Source organism: Shewanella sp. SP1S2-4 (genome assembly GCF_031932075.1).
Lineage (GTDB): Bacteria > Pseudomonadota > Gammaproteobacteria > Enterobacterales > Shewanellaceae > Shewanella > Shewanella baltica.
This window is the reverse complement of the sequence record NZ_JAUOET010000018.1, coordinates 1-17,991: the sequence shown is the minus strand read 5'-3', so window position 1 is coordinate 17,991 and position 17,991 is coordinate 1. Positions and strand designations below refer to the sequence as shown.

Genomic DNA, 17,991 nt, shown 5'->3' with positions numbered 1-17,991 from the left:
ATAGACCTATTGCCAATGTTTCTCACTTGTTAATTTGTCCATATTGGTTGCGGATAAATAATAACAATTGGGGAAAGACAAAAAATGAAACAAGCAAAACTAAGCTTGATGGGTAGTGCAATATTATTGGCATTAGCAAGTTCGGCCAATGCGGCATCACTAAAAGATACGGATGTTGAGTTTGGCGGTTATATCAAAGCTGACATTATGTTCAGTGATTATGGCAATGGCGCACCGGATTCGGGGGATATCTCTAGGCAGTTTTATGTTCCTGGCACTATTTATGGAAAAGAGGGTAATGGAAATCAAGTCGTGGATTTTCAAGCTCGCGAAACACGTTTTAATTTCAAAGCGACGACCGATGTTGATGGTCATAAACTTTCTGGCTTTATTGAACTCGATTTTATGACCCACACCGATGGCAATGAACGCACTTCCAACAGCTATTCGCCTCGTATTCGCCATGCATTTGTCTCCTATGACAATTGGACCGTAGGTCAAACGTGGACCACCTTCCAAAATGCTGCGGCATTGCCTGAGAATCTCGATTTTGTTGGTGCTGCCGACGGAACCCCGTTCGCCCGCCAAACGCTATTGCGCTATACCCAAGGTAATTTCCAATTCGCGATCGAAAATCCTGAAACCACAGTCACGCCAAATCAGGGCGGTGCCCGCATTACCAGTGGTAGCGGGGTAATCCCAGATGTTATCGCGCGGTATAACCTCAAAACGGATGGCGGCGCGGCGTTCTCTTTTGCGGGTATTGCCCGTCAGTTGAATTTAGAAACTAAGATAGGTGCGACGCAGATTGATAGCTCAGCCCTAGGATATGGCGCAAGTGTGGCGGGCATTATTCCGGTCGGCAAAGATGATCTTCGCTTCACGGCCACCTATGGTGAAGGCTTAGGTCGTTATATGGCACTCAATTACATTAATGCGGGTGTGCTGGATGCTAACGGTGATATCGAGTCGATTCGTACTTTAGGTGGATTTGTGTCTTACCGTCATTGGTGGAATGAGCAGTGGCGCAGCAGTATAACCTTGTCAGGCATGCAAGCGGATAACGATGTGGCTTTAACCGGTTCAGGCGTGAATAAGGATGCTTATTCTGGCTATATCAACTTACTTTACTCGCCAAGCAAACCGCTGACTTTTGGGGTCGAGTATATGTACGCCAAGAACAGTAAAGAAAATGGCGATGATGGTGATTTGAGCCACATCATGTTCTCGGCTAAGTATGTGCTCTAATCTTACTTGCTTGCGATAAAAACTAAAAAGGAGACCTTAGGTCTCCTTTTGCATTAAGCGGGTCACATATCAGCGGTGCTTAATCTAACAGATTGTTTTCGCGAACATATTGTTCGAAATCCGTGCAGCCACCGACGTGTTTCTCATCGACAAAAATCTGCGGTACTGTTTCAACTGGCTTACCAACAGTTTTCTCTAAATCTGCTTTAGAGATGCCTTCTGCGTGGATATCGACATATCTGAACTTAAAGTCATCACGTTTTTCAACGAGTTGCTCAGATAATTGCACAGCACGAACGCAATAAGGACAGCCTGGACGGCCAAAAATAACAACGAACATAATAGCTCCTTAGGATTACTTTAGTCGTTTTATACCATAGGCCTAAGTGAATTGATAATGTCAGCCGAGTTTATTTTCAGTTTGATAGCGGCCTTGATAATCAAAATAGCTTTCGAGCAGATCCCAGCCTTTTTTATGTTTCTTCAGTAGCAAGAGATTGGGCATGCGGAATTTATCCGCGTCGCTGATTAACTCTGTCACCTTAGTGTACTTTTTCGGTTTTAATCCCGGTGTACGGCTATGGGGAAAGATGAATAAGGCATATAGGGCTCGCCACTGGGCCGGAGTTTGCAATTTAAAGCGGCGATTGAATTCATTGCCGTCGATATCGAGGTATTGCACTTTCAGATTGCCGTCATCGTCGATTAGCGTCATATGTTGGCAGCGGAACAAATGATGGTGCTGCTGGCTGAGCACTTGGCGAAGGCGTTTATCGGGATCGATGAGAGTCGATTGGCAGTGCTGGCAAATGCGCGCGGCAATATCATTCTCTTCACCGCAATCAGGGCAAGATTTAGATCTAAATCGAAAGTCGCACTGCTGCTTTTTACCTTGCTGTTCGACTATGCCCTGACAACGGCGACCAAAGTGTTCAATGATGTCGCCACCGTCGTCCGTGAGTCCCCAGAAAATATTGGCAAAATCGCACACAGGGCAATGCACTTGCACGGGTACCGATTTACTGTTGGGTTTCGCTTGGCCGACCTCGGGGAAATACAAGTCATAACCATTGGCAGCATAGTCGATGATAAGACAATCTTTTTTACCTTCAGCGATTCGTAAACCACGGCCGATCATTTGTTGAAACAGACTGACTGAGGCGGTTGGGCGCAAAATCGCAATCAAATCCACATGAGGCGCGTCGAAGCCTGTCGTCAACACAGCCACGTTGACCAAAAACTTGAGCTCTTGGGCTTTAAAGCGTTCAATCGTCGCATCACGTTCATTGTCGTGCGTTTGTGCCGTGATTATGGCGCTCTGTGCAGCGTGAGCTTGGTTGAGTAGGCCAAAAATCTCATTGGCGTGGCGCACCGTTGCCGCAAAGATGATAATGCCTTTTCTATGTTGGCTCAGTTCAATGAGCTGTTTCACAATCGCGGTGGTCGCGCGGCCGTAATGCCCCAGTAAATCGTTAACCTCGGCTTCAGCATACTCGCCATTGTCGTTGGCTTTCAGTTGGCTGAAATCGTACTGGGCACTGAGGCCATCAAACAGCGTTGGTGCTGTGAGGTAACCTTGTTTAATGAGTGGCCTGATGGGCAGCTCGAACACACAATGTTCAAACATGGCATGTTCGGGCGAACCCACTTTGCCGTGATAGTGCTGCTGGTAAATCCAGCCCGTGCCAAGGCGATAGGGCGTGGCGGTGAGACCGAGCAATCTTAATTGGGGATTTTTCGTGCGTAAATGATTGAGCACTTGTTGATACTGGCTGGTTTTCTCAAGGCTGACTCTGTGGCATTCATCAATAATTACTAACGAGAACGGCTGATCGAACTGGGTTAACCCCCGCGCCGCCGATTGAATGCTGGCGACGACGGTTTTCCCCTCAGTGGCTTTTTGATTCAACCCCGCCGCATAGATACTGGCTTGTGCCGTGAGTAGGCCGACTTTCTCAGCATTTTGCGCGACTAATTCTTTCACGTGGGTGAGTACTAAGACTCTGCCTTTGGCGATGCGCGCCAGTTCGGCGATCACTATGCTTTTGCCGGCGCCTGTGGGCAATACGAGTACGGCGGAAGCTTGGCTTTGCCTAAAATGGGCGATGGCGGCATTAACCGCTTGCTGTTGATAGTCTCTGAGTTTGACTGACACGCTGATAAAAAATCTATGCTGAATAAAAGTGAGGTCGCAAGCTTAACATAACAGGCAAAAAAAATGCCCCTGGTTGGAGGGGCAAGCTAGAGAAAGGAGCAATCACACACTCTCTCAACAGGGTTCACTATTAACCTGAGGTTTAAAAAGGGAGGTTCAGGTTACGCTTAGCCTATTGGGCATAGACTAAGCGTTGTGGACGTTGTTCGTAACTCGGATATTACTCTGTACGATTCAAGCGTGATTCAATCAAGGTTTCGATCACAGCTGGATCGGCCAAGGTTGATGCATCCCCTAAATTGGTCACTTCGTTAGCGGCAATCTTACGCAGGAAGCGGCGCATGATCTTGCCCGAACGAGTCTTAGGTAAGCCTGTCGCCCATTGGATGAGATCTGGGGTTGCCAGCGCACCAATTTCTTTACGGACCCATTGACGCAGCTCTTGACGTAGCTCTTCGGTTTCTTCAGTACCGCGGGTTAGCGTGACATACGCATAAATACCTTGGCCTTTAATATCGTGTGGGTAGCCAACTACTGCCGCTTCTGCGACCAGTTCGTGTGATACCAGCGCACTTTCGACTTCTGCCGTACCTAATCTGTGGCCGGATACGTTGATTACGTCATCGACGCGGCCTGTGATCCAGTAGTAACCATCTTCATCGCGGCGGGCACCGTCACCGGTAAAATACATGCCGCGGAAAGTTTTAAAATAGGTCAGTACGAATCGTTCGTGGTCGCCATACACAGTCCGCATTTGGCCCGGCCAAGAGTCGAGTAACACTAAGTTACCTTCGTTCTCACCCTCTAAAATGTTACCCATGTTATCGACTAAGGCAGGTTGAACACCAAAGAATGGACGGGTTGCTGAACCAGGTTTAGTGTCGGTCGCCCCTGGCAGTGGCGTGATCAAAATACCGCCAGTTTCAGTTTGCCACCAAGTATCGACGATAGGGCAATGTTCATGACCTATGACCTCATGGTACCAACGCCATGCTTCTGGGTTGATGGGTTCGCCTACTGAGCCCATGATCCTCAAGCTGCTGCCATCGAACTTATCGAAGTGTTGTTTACCTTCGGCCATCAGCGCGCGAATTAAGGTTGGCGCTGTGTAAAGAATGCTCACTTTATGGCGGTCTATCATTTCGCCTAAACGGGCAGGGCTTGGATGATTCGGAACGCCTTCATGGATAAGCACAGTCGCACCATTGGCAAGTGGGCCGTAAACCATGTAAGAGTGGCCAGTGATCCAACCCACATCGGCGGTACACCAGTACACTTCTCCCGCTTTGTAGTCGAACACATACTCATGGGTCATAGACGCATAAACCATGTAGCCACCAGTGGTGTGCAATACGCCCTTGGGGTTACCGGTTGAACCTGAGGTATACAGCAGGAATAACGGCGCTTCGGCGTCCATTTCCTCTGGTTGGCAGTACTCAGATGCGGTTTCCATCAGTGAGTGCCACCACACATCTCGGCCTTCTACCCAATCCACTATGCCGCCCGTGCGCTTCAGCACTATGACTTTCTCAACCGTAGTAACATCAGGATTTTTTAAGGCATCATCGATGTTGCGTTTCAATGGGATAGCACGGCCACCGCGCATACCTTCATCTGAGGTAATAATGACTTTTGATTTGCCATCAATCACGCGAGAGGCGATAGAATCCGGTGAGAAACCACCGAAGACCACAGAGTGCACAGCGCCGATACGGGCACAGGCGAGCATAGCCACTGCGGCTTCTGGCACCATAGGCATGTAAATCGTGACTATGTCACCGCGGCGCACGCCTTGGCTGCGTAATGCGTTGGCGAATTTACACACATCTGCATGTAATTCACCGTAGGTGATTTTGCGTTGTTCGCTGGCGTTGTCGCCTTCCCAAATAATCGCCACGCGATCACTGTGCTCGGCTAAGTGACGATCTAAACAGTTGGCAGAAGCATTCAGGGTGCCGTCGTAAAACCAGTTGATCGATAAGTTATGATCATCAAAAGAGGTTTTTTTAATTTTGGTATAGGGTTTTATCCAATCAATACGCTTGCCGTGTTCTCTCCAGAAACCTTCGGGATTGACAATCGACTCTTGGTACATTGTTTTATATTTATCGTTGTTTACAAGTGCATTGGCAGCGATATTGCCGGAGACTTTGTAGAGAGACTGCGAGCTCATAGGGCTTCCCTTTTGAAAAATTGCGTGGACTGAGTATGGTATGCAAGGGGGCGGCAACTCCATTAGACCTTGGTCTAGTTTTAAATTTTCCTTTATATTTAGTCTGTTGCATTAAAAATCCGGCTAGATTTTAGACAGGTTTTATCGCACAATAATCAGAAAAAAGAGCAAAGTATGAATTTAACCTTAGTCGTCGCCGTTATTGCCGTCTGTTATGTCTCGCTTTTATTCCTATTAGCGTGGGGGGCGGAGCGTTGGTTTAGCCGGATCACCAAAAAGCTACAGGTCGGTATTTATGGCCTGAGCTTAGCGGTCTACTGCTCTTCGTGGAGTTTTTTAGGCACAGTCGGCCAATCGGCTAAGGATCTCTGGTCTTTTTTACCGATTTTTATCGGCCCCATTCTGATTTTCACCTTAGGTTTTGGCATGTTACGCAAGATGGTATTAGTGTCTAAGGCACAGAATATCACCTCAGTGGCCGACTTTATTGCCGCACGATACGGCAAATCTCAAACCTTAGCCGCCTTAGTCACCTTAATCGCCTTGTTTGGCATCATGCCCTATATCGCCCTGCAGCTTAAGGCGATGGTGTTCAGCCTTAACCTGTTTCAACCCGCAGACGATCCCCTCGATGGCGTGACAATTCCGTTACTGATCACGTCTTTATTAGCCATATTTGCCATTTTATTTGGTACCCGCAAACTCGATGCCACCGAGCACAATCCCGGCATGATGCTTGCGATTGCCTTTGAGTCTCTGGTGAAGCTCGCCGCATTTTTATTGGTCGGCGTCGTCATTAGTTTTGGGGTGTTCGATGGTTTTGGGGATATTTGGCAGCAGGCGAATGCGCAGTCGCTGATCAATTATCCCAATCCCCGTATCGAAGCTTTAATGCCTGAGTTACTTGTCGGAATGGCGGCGTTTTTGTGTATGCCAAGGCAGTTCCATGTGATGGTGGTGGAATGCGCCGATGAGTCTGTGCTGTCGAAAGGACGTTGGCTGTTTCCTATCTATTTAGCGCTTTTTGGTTTATTCGTTGGGCCGCTCGCCTTGGCGGGGAAGATCATCCTCGGCGATTCTGTGTCGGCCGATACCTATGTCATTAATTTGCCACTCGCTTTAGACCAACCTTTGCTGGCGGTTATTGCGCTGCTGGGCACACTTTCGGCGGCAACCGGCATGGTGATAGTGGCGGTGGTGACCATTAGTGTGATGGTGAGTAACGAATGGCTGGTGCCTGTGATGCTGCGCACGGGCCATATCCGTGAGAAAAACTTCAGTCAGTTCTCGCAGCTACTACTCAATGCCCGCCGTTTGGCGATCGTGATCATTCTTGGCTTAGGTTATGGCAGTTATCTGGCCTTAGCGGACAGTGATTCCTTATCCCATCTCGGCATGTTGTCCTTCGGGGCTTTTGCTCAGTTAGCGCCCGCCTTAGTGGGCGGACTCTATTGGAAACACGGCAATCGTGCTGGGGTATTTTTAGGGCTCGGCGTGGGCTTTACGCTGTGGTTCTACATCATGTTGCAGGGCATGACAGATGTGCAAAGTTCATCGGTGTTCTTGTCTGGCGTCGCGAGCGAGAAAGGCCTGCTAGATGCGATAACGCCCAATGTGCGTGATGCGCTGACTGCACTTTTTGCTAATATCGCCTGTTATATTTTGGGGTCGATTTGGTTTAGGGCGGGGGTGGCCGAGCGTATTCAGGCCAGTGCTTTTGTGAGCCCTGGCAAGTTGAAAAACAGCGCCAATAAGAAAAATGGCCCGATTTCACAGCAGGATTTGCTTATTCTTGCCAGTCGATTCGTCAGCCCAACACGCGCCTACGAGAGTTTTAGCCGTTTCTCTATTGATGCGGTAAAAAGTGATAGTTGGCATAAAGCGGCGCCGCCAGAGCTGATTTTCCACACGGAACGTTTATTAGCGGGCGTACTCGGCGCCTCAAGCGCAGCGCTGGTGATGGATTCTGTGCTGCAAGGGCGTGATTTGGCGCTGGATGAAGTGTTCAGTCTAGTGGATGAAGCATCATCCAAAATTATGCTCAGCCAAGACATGCTGCGCGGTGCGATTGAGCACGCCTATGAAGGCATGAGCGTGATAGATAACGATCTCAACCTAGTAGCTTGGAATTATAAATATGTGGAGCTGTATCAATATCCCGATGGATTCTTGCAGCAGGGTATGCCCATCAGCGAAGTGATCCGTTTTAATGCGGTGCGGGGTTATTGCGGTGAAGGGGAAATCGAACAGCAGGTTGAACAGCGGGTGCAGCACATGCGTAATGGCACGCCGCATACTTCTGAGCGTCATCGCAGGGACGGTAAAGTGATTAAAATTCAAGGTAATCCCATGCCAGACGGTGGCTTTGTGATGACCTTTACCGATATTACTCAGTATCGCGAGCAGGAGCGCGCGCTGCTCGAGGCCAATGAAACCTTAGAAAGCCGCGTTAACGAACGTACCTATGAATTAGCCATGTTGAACAGCGAGTTACTGGAAGCTAAAGCGCAGGAGGAAATAGCCAACGCCTCTAAGAGTCGCTTCTTAGCTGCCGTTGGTCATGATTTAATGCAACCGCTGAATGCTGCAAGGTTGTTTACCGCATCTTTATCTCAGTATCCCAATTTAGATCGCGAGGCCAGAACCACCTTATCCCATGTGAACAGCTCGCTTAAGATCGCCGGCGAGTTGCTCACCGATCTGCTGGATATTTCTAAACTCGATTCTGGCATGGTAGATGTTAATCGGCGTGATTTTGCGATTTCAGAACTGATCAACGGCTTATCCGTAGAGTTTGAGGCGATGGCAGCGGACAACCAAATTCGTTTTAAGATGATCCCATGCAGTGCGACCGTTAATTCCGATCCTTCACTGTTACGCCGAGTCCTACAAAACTTTTTAACCAATGCCTACCGCTACGCCCGTGGTGGCAGAGTCTTGTTTGGTTGTCGCCATCGGGGTCATTACCTTGAGATCCAAGTATTAGACACGGGCTGTGGTATCGATGAAAAAGAAACCCAAGAGATTTTCAAAGAATTCAAACGGCTGAATAATCCTAAGAGCAACAATGTCAGCGGATTAGGCTTAGGTTTAGCAATTGCTGATCGCATCAGTAAAGTGCTGGAACACGGTATTCAAGTGTCGTCCCATTTAGGGCGCGGCTCGGTATTCTCCATTTGTGTGCCGCTTGGGGAGACAGTGCGTCAGCCGCAAGTGAAGGCGTTGCCGTCGCTGCTGCAGCCGTTATCGGGTATCAAAGTGTTGTGTATCGACAACGAAGAGGCGATTCTGGCGGGTTTAGAAAGTCTATTGAGTCGTTGGCAATGTGAGGTTATTTGCGCCAAAGATTTATCCGATGCACGCATTAAGCTGGGACTGAAAGGCGTCGCGCCCGATATTGTCCTCGCCGATTACCACTTAGATGATGGCCAAAATGGCGTCGATGCGATGGACGGTATTCGTGCCCTGTATGGCAAAGACTTGCCCGGCATTTTGATCACCGCCAATACCCGTAAAGAGCTGGTGGAAGATGTGCAGCGCCGCGGCTATCACTATATGGCGAAAATGATAAAACCTGCGGCGCTGCGCGCCTTGATTTCGAGCTTAGTGAAATGAGCTGAGTCTAAGCAACTAAGTCTAATCAGCTTAGTTAAACCAGCTTAGTTAAATCAGATTAGAAACATAAGTTGAGTGGCATCGGTACATTAGCCTGAAACCCAGATAATCCGCGTAGTTGCGATGCGGATTATCTGGATTAAACACTTCGCTAGATACTGGTTTAGCACTTTGCAAGAGAAAATAGGCTAGAGGTTAGTTATCGTTGCTTCGTTCATCCCCAACCAAATGAATGATCAGAGTTTGAAAACAGCGAGTTTGCTGTTTAAATTCAGAGATAACTCCGCCAAACTTTCACTTTCTTGGGCGAGATAGGTTGCCGATTCGGAGACTTCGAGCGCTGAATTATTAATCCCGCACACGTTTCTGTTCATGTCTTCAGCGACCACACTTTGCTCTTCTGCGGCGGTAGCGATATGGGTTGCCATGTCACTCACATGTTTGATATGGGTAACGATAAGCGATAAATCACCTCCCGCTTTTGCCGATTGACTCACACTGTTTTCTGCTAAAGCTCGGCTTGCATCCATTGCTTTAGCGGCGCTTACGGCCCGTTGTTGCAATAATGAAATCGTGTTCTGAATTTCTTCGGTCGATTGCCTAGTGCGACTGGCAAGTTGCCTCACTTCATCGGCGACCACTGCAAACCCTCGTCCTTGCTCGCCAGCGCGGGCGGCTTCAATGGCGGCATTCAATGCGAGTAAGTTAGTTTGATCTGAAATCGCGCTGATAACAGAGGTGACCTCGCTGATCTGCATGACTTCCTCTTTGAGCATGTTCACTTGGTCTGTCGCTTGCTCCACTTCTTTGGCAAGAGCATGAATACCATCTACGCTGGCGTGAACATCTTGGTCGCCAAGGCCAGCTTCCCAGGTGGCTTCTTTGGTATCTTTGGCTGTGTTCTCCGCATTGTTTGCCACATCAGCGATAGTGGCACTCATTTCATTCATGGCGGTGGCAAGCTGGGCAAGTTGATCCCGCTGATTATTTACTGCTTGATTAGTTTCCTCTGCGGTTGAGGCGATGCGAGCCGAGGCCTGGGCAACATTATCAGCGCTATGACTCGCTTCCTGTAAGGTGCTACGAATCGAGCCAATGCTTTGGTTGATGTTGCGGGCTAAAGAGCCAAGCTCGTCTTTACCATAGACCTTTAATTGCGTAGTTAAATCCCCCTTAGTGATAGCGAGCATCGCCTGATTCACATCATCCAATGGCCGAGTAATAGAGCGGCTAATGGCATAACCTAGCCAAGCCATAAGCACAATAATGACAAATGTAATACCACCCATGGTGAGGTATTCATGCCAAATGGTGGCTTCAATATCTTGGAGTAACATACCTTAGCCTAAGATCCAGCCCCAAGGTTTAAATCCCATGACGAGTGAGATTTTTTGCGCCGATTTTCTATTAGCTGTCATCCAGCGGTATTCGACTAGGCCTTGTTTGCCATCACGGCCGAGTTCGACCATTTTGTACCAGTAGTTTTCTTCGCCTTGATTGCCCATTTGTTGGCCAACTAATTCTCTTTTGATGGGATGGACGATGACGCGCCTCGATTCATCAATTACAAATAAGTAGTTATCACCATCAAAGCGCATGTCGTTCAACATGTCCTTAGCGGCCTGCTGTGCTTGCTCTAAGGGCAGTGATTGGGATAACGCCTGAATGCGGCTGCTGGCGAGGGACAATACGGCATTAAGCCGTGCCTCACGCTCCGCCATCAGATTATGCTTTAAAGCGGTAACAGAAATAACGAGTAAAATTAAGGCTCCTGCGAGGGCGATGATGAGCTGTAATGCGAGTTTGCGATTGACGGCTATGTCAGCGAGTTTGAACATATGATCTCCATGTCTTGGTGTAGCTATTTAAGCCATTCCTCAGCTCAATTTGTTGGCGGATATTGGCGAAAGATGTGTGGGGTAAAGTTAGCGATATAAGCATTGCTGGCTTTGGTAAAATTTCCAGTTGATGGATTAAATTAATCGGCTAAATTGCGGAGTTTTAATGGAAATTGTGAGCAATGTTGCAATTGCAATCTTAGCGCTTTTAGCTATCGAGAGGATGCGAGGTTTGTATTCTGGGTAAGACTGCCGAGTGACTTAACATCGCTGCATAGTTTAAACCCCTGCGCACTTTTAACGATGCGCAGAGGGTTATCTATTTGAAGGATGATTACGTTGAAGACTTATGCTGTTGGTATTAACCGTGGCTGATAAGCTGTGGCTCGGCACAGGCGGATGATGCCCTAATGCTTGTTGCAACTAGCTTCATCGCACGGGTGAGTTGGCTTAATTGCGCCGGGCTAATTACATAGGGCGGCATGATATAGATAAGGTTAGCGAAGGGGCGAACCCACACGCCTAAATCAACAAATTGTTGCTGCAACTCTGCCGTGTTGACGGGTTCGTGCATCTCTAACACGCCCACTGCGCCGAGCACTCGCACATCTTTTACGCTGGGTAAGTTAATCGCATCTTTAAGTTCTAAGTGCATTTGCTGCTCGATAGCGGCTACTTGCGCTTGCCATTCATTGCGATTGATTAAGTCTACGCTTGCACACGCGGCCGCGCAGGCCAGCGGGTTACCCATAAACGTCGGCCCATGCATAAACACGCCGGCGGGAGATTGGCTGATTCCTTGGGCGACGTTATCGGTACATAGCGTTGCTGCTAGGCTGATGTAACCGCCCGTTAGCGCTTTACCTAAACATAAGATATCTGGGGTAATATTGGCATGTTCATAGGCAAACAGCTTACCGGTTCGGCCAAAACCCGTGGCGATTTCATCGAGGATAAGCAGCACATTATATTCATCACACAGGGCACGAAGACCCACTAAATAATCTGCGCTGTAAAAACGCATCCCGCCAGCGCCTTGCATGATCGGCTCTATGATCACAGCGGCAATCTCATGGTGATTAATGCTTAATATGTCGCGCATTGCGGTTAAATCATCGGCTTGTAAGGCTTCGCCAAAGGCGGTTTGTGGTGCAGGCACAAAGGATTGCTTAGTGACCGCATCGCCGAACATAGTGTGCATGCCACCTTCGGGATCGCACACGCTCATGGCGGCAAAGGTATCGCCGTGATATCCCTTCTTAACGGTAAGAATACGTTGTTTTAGCGGTAGATCTTGATGTGCGATTTGTTCCTGCGAGCTTTGATCTTGCCAACTCTTTCCTTGTAAGCTTTGACCTTGCCAATATTGCAGCGCCATTTTGATCGCCACTTCCACTGAGATAGAGCCAGAGTCGCATAAAAAGACTTTCGTCAGCGGCTCGCAGGTCATAGCGATAAGTTTTTTACACAGTTCAATGGCGGGCTCATGGGTGATGCCGCCAAACATTACATGGCTCAGCTGATGCAGTTGTTTTTCCATCGCGGTTAATATCTCGGGATGCGCATAACCGTGCACGCAGGCCCACCATGAGCTAGTGCCATCGACTAGCTTGCGGCCATCGACGAGTTCGAGCTCGCAGCCCTTTGCGCTATGTACACCAAAAACAGGAAGAGAACGGGTCATTGAGGTGTAAGGATGCCAAATATGGGCGCTATCAAAATCAAAATCGAGTAAATTGCGCATAAATGCTCACTAGGTTGGTGGTAAAGTAGCCAGTAGTAAACTGGGTTCACTGGTTGGCGTTGACAGTTTAAGGGCTGAGGTTATCCTAGCCAAGATAAAAGACAGAATAAAAAGGGTGTTCAATGTCGCAGTTGCAAGTTCGTCATGATTGGAAGCGGGAAGAAATCGAAGCCTTATTTGCGCTGCCGATGAATGATTTGTTATTTAAAGCCCACAGCATTCACCGTGAAGTGTACGATCCCAATGAAGTGCAAATTAGCCGCTTGTTATCGATTAAAACCGGTGCTTGCCCTGAGGATTGTAAATACTGCCCACAGAGCGCCCGTTATGACACAGGTCTAGAGAAAGAGCGTTTGCTGGCAATGGAAACTGTGCTGACCGAAGCGCGCAGTGCTAAAGCCGCGGGGGCATCTCGTTTCTGTATGGGCGCCGCTTGGCGTAACCCGAAAGAAAAAGACATGCCGTACCTTAAGCAAATGGTACAAGAAGTCAAAGCCTTAGGCATGGAAACCTGCATGACGCTTGGCATGCTTTCTGAAGAGCAGGCGAACGATTTAGCTGGCGCAGGCTTAGATTATTACAACCACAATTTAGATACTTCGCCTGAATACTACGGCGATGTGATCACCACTCGTACCTATCAAAATCGTTTAGATACCCTGACACATGTGCGTGCCTCTGGCATGAAAGTGTGTTCTGGCGGGATTGTCGGCATGGGTGAAAAGGCGACGGATCGTGCAGGCTTACTGCAACAGCTGGCCAATTTACCCCAGCATCCTGATTCAGTACCGATCAATATGTTAGTCAAAGTGGCGGGCACACCTTTTGAGAAGCTTGACGATCTCGATCCACTCGAGTTCGTGCGTACCATTGCCGTGGCACGTATTTTAATGCCACTTTCGCGCGTGCGGTTATCGGCGGGGCGCGAAAATATGAGTGATGAACTGCAGGCTATGTGTTTCTTTGCTGGCGCCAACTCGATTTTCTACGGTTGTAAATTGCTGACCACGCCAAACCCAGAAGAAAGCGATGATATGGGGCTATTCCGACGTTTAGGCTTACGCCCAGAACAGGGCGCTGCGGCAAAATTGGAAGAAGAAAGTGCTGTTCTAGCCAAAGCGGCGGCCTATCAAGATAAGTCATCGGCACAATTCTATGACGCGGCGGCTTTGTAAGCACACTGACTTCATGTTGTTTGACGTATATCTTGAATAACATATCAATCCTGTCGGCGCAGTCTGTATTGACTGCGGCCAACAGGTTTATTCAATGTGTTCTATTCCTAAGATAAATCTGCTTAAATCGCACACTCTTGAGGCTAAATTGATGAGTTCTCTGCTTGAGACTAAAATTGCCGCCCGTCAGCATGCTTTGCGTGAGCAAGGATTACTGCGCCAACGTAAAGTGCTGAGTGTCGATCATGCCATTAACACCAACGCATCCACTTCGAGCCCACGTTTTGTGTTCGAAGGTCGCACTTATGTCAATTTTAGTAGTAATGATTATTTAGGTTTATCCCGCGTACCTGAGCTCGCTGAGGCCTTGCACCTTGGCGCACAAATCTACGGTGTGGGCAGCGGCGCATCGCCCTTAGTGACAGGTTACTGTGACGCACATTTGGCGCTGGAGCGTGAACTTTGCGCCTTAACGGGGCATGAAGCTGCATTGTTATTTTGCTCGGGCTTTAGTGCCAATACGGCGTTGATGAAAACCTTGTTTGATCAGCACGATATTGTGGTTGCCGATAAGCTAGTGCACGCCTCCATTATCGATGGTTTGCAAGATAGCGGCGCGCAGCTGAAACGTTTTTTACACAATTCCTTAGAAAGCGCTGAGCGGTTACTCGCTCGAAATCAGACATCGGCGTTAATCACTGAAAGCGTGTTTAGCATGGACGGAGATTGTGCGCCGATTTTTGAGTTATCGGCGCTTTGTCGCCAACATCATACTTGGTTGATTGTCGATGATGCCCATGGTTTTGCGGTGCTCGATGGCTATAACAATGCAGATGCCGCCAAGCTTATCGATGTGCAAGTAGTGACCTTTGGTAAAGCCTTAGGTTGCCAAGGCGCGGCCGTGTTGGGGAGTCAGGCGCTGATCGATTTTTTGGTCAGTAACGCCCGCGAATATATTTACTCGACCGCTTTATCGCCCGCCAATGCTGCGCTAGCCTTAGCCGCGACTCAGTACAGCACAGCACATCCCGAGTTACAGCAAAAACTGCTTGAGATTATTGCGCTATTCAAACAGTTATGCCGTGAGGCTAATGTGCCTCTTTTAGGTTCAGATACCGCGATTCAGCCGCTGATCATTGGTGATGCACGGCAAACATTGCAAGTGGCCGAGGAGTTAAGGGCTGCAGGGATTTGGGTTGGCGCGATTCGCCCGCCTACCGTGCCTGTGGGCTCAGCACGTTTACGCATCACCTTAACGGCCGCTCACGCCGCCGAAGATATTGCGGCGTGTGTTGCGCAATTAGCTCAAGTGCTCAGTCGCGTCGGTGTGCCGCTTGTGACTGAACGACAAGCTGCGGATGATCACAGATAAATGTACGCTATAGAACGCGTTATTCTATTGAAATTTAAGTTTTTATGGTTGAGTGTTAACTGCAATGCCAAGCCCGATTAAATCCAGCAAGCCCAACGCGAGTGAACCAAGCTCTAACGCGCTCCAGTCTAGTGAGCCCAAGTCGAGTGAGTCCAAATCTTGCGAGTCAACATCGTGCGAGTTGAATGTGAGCCAATCTGCTGTAATACAAGCTTTTGAAAAACAAGCGATTGAAAAACTAGCTGTTGGAAAAAGAGCAATTGACAAAGAATCCAATGTTCACGGTGCTCAGATTGCTGAACGATTCTCAGCGGCGGCCCATAGTTATCAAGATCATAATCAGTTACAGCGTCTGAGCGCCGCCAGTTTACTCAGTGAGTTTACCGCCCAAGGTCATCTGCTGGATATTGGCGCAGGCCCTGGGACCGATTTTGCGGCGTATCACTGTGCGCATCAATCTGAACATCATTCTGATCATGAATCGGCACATCAATCAGGGTATCAATCAGAGCGTCACTCTGCGCATGGTTCGATACAAAATCCACCGACAGCTGTGTTTGCCGTGGATATCGCCCTTGGCATGTTACACAAGCTAAAACAATCTTATCCAGATTATCACGGCGTTTGTGCCGATGCCGAGTGTTTACCCTTTGTCGATGGCTGCATCGATGTGATTTATTCGAATCTGGCTTTGCAGTGGTGTGCGAATTTTCCCGCCGCGGTAGCTGAAATGGCGCGCGTATTGAAGCCGGATGGCGAGTGTCATTTGAGCTTAGTGGCGCAGGGGAGTTTGAATCAATTGGCCGAATTAGGCTTAAGAGTGAATGACTTTTCGACGCTGGAGGCGCTGAAAACCGCATTTAAACTCGATACATGGCAGTTCTTAGAGGTGCAGCTCATTCCTATGACAGTGCATTTTGATACTCTCAAAGCATTACTCTATTCCATCAAAGGGGTGGGCGCCTCGGTGCAATCGGCCAGTGCAACCCATTCAGCCAATTCAATCAGTTTAGCCAATTCAATCAGTTTAGATAGTTCAACGATTCAGTCAGTAGGAGAGGTTGCTGGCGCAATAGCCGCTTCAGAATTAGCCCCGCGGCTGCGTGGTCGCCAAGATTGGCAGGCATTGCAGGCCAAAGCCGAATCCTTACGTGTACCCCAAGGTTTGCCATTAACCTACTATATAGTGCAGATACGTGCTCGGCGCAGGATGTAACAGTTTCACACTATGTTTTAGCTACAACAATATTCATGCACACATACTTAGCATTGATTAGCGATAGGGACTTTGATTTGTGGACTTGTGGATTTAAAGGTCTACAGGTTTGCGTTTTAGCTTTATGGAGAGTGCACTTCACAAAAGTGGACTCAATAGCGACAGATAAGGATCTAATATGTTTTTTGTAACAGGTACAGATACCGATAGTGGTAAAACCTTAGTCTCATCGGCGCTGTTAACCGCGGTGAACCGTTTGGGCGCGATAGCCAGTGCTGACTCGGCTGTGAGTATTTTGGCTTCTAACACGCTGTCGACCTTAGGCGTTAAGCCTATCGCCTCGGGCTGCGCACAAACCTCCGAAGGCTTGCGTAATGCCGATGCACTGCAGTTGATGACTTCATCGTCGCTGAAACTTACTTATCCTGTCATTAATCCTTTTACCTTTGAACCTGCGATTGCGCCGCATATTGCTGCCGCCCAAGTGGGCGTGAGTTTAGCACCTGAAGCCATTATCGAAAGTTTGGATTTAGCGGCATTTGCTCAAGCGGATTTTTGTCTAATTGAGGGTGCGGGTGGCTGGCGTTTGCCCTTAGGCGAGGGCCGATATTTATCGGAAGTGGTACAGAGATTAGAACTGCCAGTGATACTGGTGGTGGGCATGAAGCTCGGCTGCTTAAATCACGCACTGCTCACTCAAGAGGCAATACTGGCCGATGGGCTTAAGATTGCAGGTTGGGTCGCTAACTGTGTCGACCCTAATATGAGTATGTTTGCGGAAAACTTGGCGAGTATTAAAGAGATGATGACAGCGTCTTTTCTTGGCTGTGTGCCTTTTCTTGATGATCCCAGTGCTGAAAATGCCGCCGATTACCTTGATACTTCGCCGCTTTTTCAAAGAGCAGAGGCCAATACATAGCCAGTGCCTAACTAATGCTTAGCCGCTTAATACTTTCAGCTAGGTGCTATCGTAATGTTTTCAGACCAAAAGCCTCACATTAGGTGAGGCTTATTTATATCAAGTGTCCCGTCCTGAAATATGTTGACATAAAGAGGACTTCTTTATGACAACATCAATTAACTCAAGCCGTAAGCGCACACAACGAGATTACACCTTAGCCTTTAAATTAGGCGTTGTAGAGCGTGTTGAAAAAGGCGAAATGACGTACAAACAAGCCCAAGCCCGTTTTGGTATTCAAGGCCGTTCAACTGTACTCGTTTGGCTTAGAAAACATGGTAGACTCGATTGGTCGAAACCTTTTCAGCATCCCCTTATGCCTAAGTCAAAAGAAACCCCTGCCGAAACGATCAAGCGCCTTGAACGTGAGTTAGCAGAAGAGAAACTACGTAACAAAATCCTCAATGGCATGGTTGATATCATGGACAATGAATATGGAGCAGGCCTCAGAAAAAAGTACTTATCCGGTACGTCTGGCAAGCAAAAGCTAAAAGCGA

At 48.3% G+C, this 17,991-nt stretch carries 10 protein-coding genes and 2 pseudogenes; 7 read left to right on the top strand and 5 right to left on the bottom strand.

Annotation, left to right across the window (positions count from 1 at the left end; genetic code table 11):
* The first annotated feature begins 84 nt into the window (after nt 1–84).
* The gene (locus Q4Q52_RS15465; RefSeq protein ID WP_311991024.1) at nt 85–1,248 is read left to right on the top strand and encodes a DcaP family trimeric outer membrane transporter; all 1,164 of its coding nucleotides are present in this window, start codon (nt 85–87) and stop codon (nt 1,246–1,248) included.
* A gap of 79 nt (nt 1,249–1,327) precedes the next feature.
* On the opposite strand, the gene Q4Q52_RS15460 is transcribed toward Q4Q52_RS15465, so the two are convergent.
* From Q4Q52_RS15460 to acs, 3 genes are all read right to left on the bottom strand, one after another.
* Entirely contained in the window at nt 1,328–1,588 is a 261-nt protein-coding gene (locus tag Q4Q52_RS15460; protein WP_006081259.1) for a GrxA family glutaredoxin, read from the bottom strand.
* 60 nt (nt 1,589–1,648) lie between these two features.
* Nucleotides 1,649–3,403 carry a DEAD/DEAH box helicase gene (locus tag Q4Q52_RS15455; protein ID WP_311991023.1) on the bottom strand — a complete coding sequence of 585 codons (1,755 nt, stop codon included), beginning with the start codon at nt 3,401–3,403 and terminating at the stop codon, nt 1,649–1,651.
* Between the two features lie 220 nt (nt 3,404–3,623).
* Entirely contained in the window at nt 3,624–5,576 is a 1,953-nt protein-coding gene (gene acs, locus Q4Q52_RS15450; protein ID WP_311991022.1) for an acetate--CoA ligase, read from the bottom strand.
* A gap of 174 nt (nt 5,577–5,750) precedes the next feature.
* On the opposite strand from acs, the gene Q4Q52_RS15445 reads away from it, so the two are divergent.
* Nucleotides 5,751–9,191, top strand: coding sequence for a PAS domain-containing hybrid sensor histidine kinase/response regulator (locus tag Q4Q52_RS15445; RefSeq protein WP_311891160.1), 3,441 nt, complete (start codon nt 5,751–5,753; stop codon nt 9,189–9,191).
* Between the two features lie 236 nt (nt 9,192–9,427).
* Here the strand turns inward: Q4Q52_RS15445 and Q4Q52_RS15440 are convergent.
* A pseudogene (locus tag Q4Q52_RS15440) lies at nt 9,428–11,029 on the bottom strand (methyl-accepting chemotaxis protein).
* Nucleotides 11,030–11,390: 361 nt separating this feature from the next.
* Nucleotides 11,391–12,773: an adenosylmethionine--8-amino-7-oxononanoate transaminase gene (gene bioA, locus Q4Q52_RS15435; RefSeq protein WP_311991021.1), complete on the bottom strand. Its 1,383-nt coding sequence runs from the start codon at nt 12,771–12,773 to the stop codon at nt 11,391–11,393.
* 122 nt (nt 12,774–12,895) lie between these two features.
* On the opposite strand from bioA, the gene bioB reads away from it, so the two are divergent.
* From bioB to Q4Q52_RS15410, 5 genes and pseudogenes are all read left to right on the top strand, one after another.
* A complete protein-coding gene (gene bioB, locus Q4Q52_RS15430) occupies nt 12,896–13,948 on the top strand; it encodes a biotin synthase BioB (RefSeq protein ID WP_220592702.1) in 1,053 nt (350 codons plus the stop codon).
* 151 nt (nt 13,949–14,099) lie between these two features.
* Nucleotides 14,100–15,320 (top strand): 8-amino-7-oxononanoate synthase, encoded by a 1,221-nt coding sequence (locus tag Q4Q52_RS15425; protein ID WP_311991020.1) that lies wholly within the window; start codon nt 14,100–14,102, stop codon nt 15,318–15,320.
* A gap of 64 nt (nt 15,321–15,384) precedes the next feature.
* Nucleotides 15,385–16,536 (top strand): methyltransferase domain-containing protein, encoded by a 1,152-nt coding sequence (locus Q4Q52_RS15420; protein WP_311991019.1) that lies wholly within the window; start codon nt 15,385–15,387, stop codon nt 16,534–16,536.
* A 178-nt stretch (nt 16,537–16,714) separates the two neighbouring features.
* Nucleotides 16,715–17,455: a dethiobiotin synthase gene (gene bioD / locus Q4Q52_RS15415; protein ID WP_311991018.1), complete on the top strand. Its 741-nt coding sequence runs from the start codon at nt 16,715–16,717 to the stop codon at nt 17,453–17,455.
* A gap of 145 nt (nt 17,456–17,600) precedes the next feature.
* Nucleotides 17,601–17,991, top strand: a pseudogene (locus Q4Q52_RS15410) (IS3 family transposase); the annotation flags it as partial.